The following is a 3036-nucleotide window of genomic DNA, read 5'->3' on the forward strand; positions in this document are numbered from 1 at the left end:
CTGCCGGCCACCTCGGACACCGGGGCGCTGCTGAGCGGGCCGCTGCCCACCAAGGCGCTCACCTTGATGCGGCTGAGCCCCGGGGTTCCGGGCGATCAGTGGGCGGAACTGCCCAATCCGCTGATCGGGGGGTGAGCGGGAGCACTCGGTCCGTTTCCCCTCGGAGGGGCTCCGGAGGCTACTGTTCAGGGGCATGACAGAGACCTCGTACCTCAGCTCCGTACGGGCGTCCTACGACGCCGTCGCCGTCGACTACGCACGGCTGCTCAGCGCGGAACTGGCCGGAAAGCCGCTGGACCGGGCCATGTTGGCGGCCTTCGCCGAGTACGTGCGCGAGGACTCGGGCGGCAGGGGCCGGGCGGTGGCCGACCTGGGCTGCGGTCCGGGCCGGGTGACGGCGCATCTGGCCGGGCTCGGTGTACGGGCCTTCGGCGTCGACCTCTCGCCGGCGATGGTGGCGGTGGCCCGCCGGACGTATCCGGGGCTGCGGTTCGAGGTGGGATCGATGGCCGCCCTGGACGTGGCCGACGGTGTCCTCGGCGGGGTGCTGGCCTGGTACTCGACCGTGCACACCCCGCCCTCGGAGCTGCCTGCGCTGTTCGCGGAGTTCGCCCGGGTGCTGGCGCCGGGCGGCCACCTCCTGATCGCCTTCAAGGCGGGCGACGAGCTGATCCGGCTGGACCACGCGTACGGGCATCCGGTCGACCTCGACGTGTACCGGACACCGCCCGAGCTGATCGCCGGCCTGCTGGCGGGGGCCGGGCTGACGGAGGTGGCCCGGCTGGTGCGGGAGGCCGGCCCCGACGAGAGGACCCCCCAGGGCTTCCTGCTGGCGTGCAAGGGTTAGGTCGTGTCCGCACGGGCCTGCCTGCCCCGGCAACGCACGGCGGGGGCCGTGGGGCCGGGCCTCGCGTTCACCAGCGCAGCGGCGGCCGTGTCACGCCACGCATCAGGGTGTGCCGAGCCGGTTCCTCGGCAGCCCCGGATCTGCCAGGGCCATCGGGCGGCGTACGGCGGCCGTTCGCGGACGGCGGCACGCGGCACGCGGCACGCGGCACGCGGTAAGGATCGCGGCAGGGTTTCGGGGTGTGGATCCCGGCAGGGATTCGCGCTACGGCAATAGGACAAGCCGAGCCGTTTCGGCTGTGCGCCGTTCAGGGGGCACCCCGGTGCGCGTGGGACCCGCCTGCACGGCTATCGACCCGGGCGGTGGCAGGAAGGAGGTATGAGCCTCAATCGCCGCCAGGTCCTGGGCAGCGCGGCCTCGGCCGTCCTCGCCACCGTCGGGGCGGCGGCCCGGGCCCCGGACTACGGTGCGCCGGCGCGCGGGATCGACGGGCGCGTCGTGCTTCCGGGGGACCGGGACCACCCGGAGGCCCGTCGGCTGTTCCAGCCCCGGTACGACACCGTCGCCCCGGCCGCGGTGGCCTATCCCGCGCACGCCGGGGACGTGGCCGTCTGCCTGGACTTCGCCCGCCGCTCCGGCGCGCCCGTGGTTCCGCGCGGCGGCGGGCACAGCTACGCCGGCTGGTCCACCCGGTCCGCCGGGCTGGTCGTCGACACCGGAGCCATGGCCGCGGTGTCGGTCGAGGGCGACGCCGACAGCGGCGGTGTGCGGGTCGGCGCCGGTGCCCGGCTCGGGGACGTGCACGCGGCCCTCGCCGGGCGCGGCCGGTCCGTCCCGACGGGGCTGTGCCCCTCCGTCGGCATCGCCGGACTCACCCTCGGCGGCGGCCTGGGCCTGGCCTCGCGGGCGTACGGGACCACCGCCGACCGGCTCACCGGGGCCCGGGTGGTCACCCCCGACGGGATCGTCCCCGAGGTCTCCGCGGACCGCGATCCGGAGCTCTTCCGGGCGCTGCGCGGCGGAGGTGGCGGCAACTTCGGCGTGGTCACCGAGTTCCGCTTCCGCACGCACCCGATCGGCCCGTGCGCCTTCGCCGAACTCCACTGGCCCGGCGGCGACTCCGCGGCCGTGCTGCGCGGCTGGCCGGCCGGGCTGCCGGATCCGTTCTGGAGCCAGCTGGAGTTCACGGTCGAGGTGGGTGCCGGGGCCGGGGCGGCACCGGTGGTGCGGGTGGTGTGCCTCGACGGGCGCCCGGAGCTGGAGGGGCAGTTGACCCGGCTGTCCGACCTGGTCGGCGGGGCACCGCGGGACAGCTGGATCACGGTACGCAGCCACGAGGACACGGTCCGGGCCATGTCGGGCTGCCTGGAGCCGAGCCCCGTCCGGTGCCGGCTGCCGGGCACCCTGCCCGGCCGGGACCCGCAGGGACGGCTCGGCCGGGACCCGTACGCCGCCCGGTCCGACTTCTGGGCGGGCGGCGGGCTGCCCGACGCGGCGATCGTGACGGTCCTGGACGCCGTGCGGCGGTACGGGACGAGCGTTCCCCGGGGCGGCCTGGGCGTGGTGCAGTTCGACGGGGTCTGCGGCGGTGCGGTGAACCGCGTCCCGGCCGGCTCGACCGCCTTCGTGCACCGCGACAGCCTCTTCCTCGCCCAGTACCTGGCCTACTGGCCCGGGTCCGCACCGGCCGCCGAGGGGTGGCCCGGCATCAGGGCTGGCTCGCCGGGCTCTGGCAGGACCTGCGCCGTTGGGCGGGCGGCCGCGCCTACCAGAACTACACCGACCCGAAGCTCACCGGCTGGCGCGAGGCCTACTACGGCCCGAACCTCGCGCGCCTGCAGGAGGTCCGGGGTGTCCACGACCCGGACCGGCTCTTCCGTTTCCCCCAGGCCGTTTAGGGAGTGTCCGGCATGCGACGTACGTTGAGGATGGCCGCAGTGATGGCCGCGGTGATGGCCGCCCTGCTGGTGCCGGGAGGGCCGCTGCCGGTGGCCAAGGCCGTGGGCGTCGCCGCCCCGGTGGCCGTCGGCCGCTGGTCGGCGCGTGAGGCGCAGTCCTTCTGGACCGCCGAACGGATGGCATCCGCCGCCCCGTTGCCGCCCGTGCCGCCCGATCGCGTGGATGCCGCGCCGTCCTACGGCCTGCCCGGACCGCCGGAGTCGGCCGAACCCGGGGGCGAGGACGTCAGC

General features: G+C 75.7%; 2 protein-coding genes and 3 pseudogenes. All 5 read left to right on the forward strand.

Annotated features, from left to right (window positions below; translation table 11 throughout):
• Positions 1-135, forward strand: a pseudogene (locus ACWGIU_RS34200) (IucA/IucC family protein); the annotation flags it as partial.
• Positions 136-193: 58 nt separating this feature from the next.
• Entirely contained in the window at positions 194-847 is a 654-nt protein-coding gene (locus ACWGIU_RS34205; RefSeq protein ID WP_453711997.1) for a class I SAM-dependent DNA methyltransferase, read from the forward strand.
• Positions 848-1225: 378 nt separating this feature from the next.
• Positions 1226-1804: pseudogene (locus tag ACWGIU_RS34210) on the forward strand (FAD-binding oxidoreductase); the annotation flags it as partial.
• A 740-nt stretch (positions 1805-2544) separates the two neighbouring features.
• Entirely contained in the window at positions 2545-2745 is a 201-nt protein-coding gene (locus ACWGIU_RS34215) for a BBE domain-containing protein (protein WP_453711998.1), read from the forward strand.
• A gap of 12 nt (positions 2746-2757) precedes the next feature.
• Positions 2758-3036 (forward strand): annotated as a pseudogene (locus tag ACWGIU_RS34220) (hypothetical protein); the annotation flags it as partial.

Source organism: Streptomyces sp. NPDC054840 (assembly GCF_053611065.1).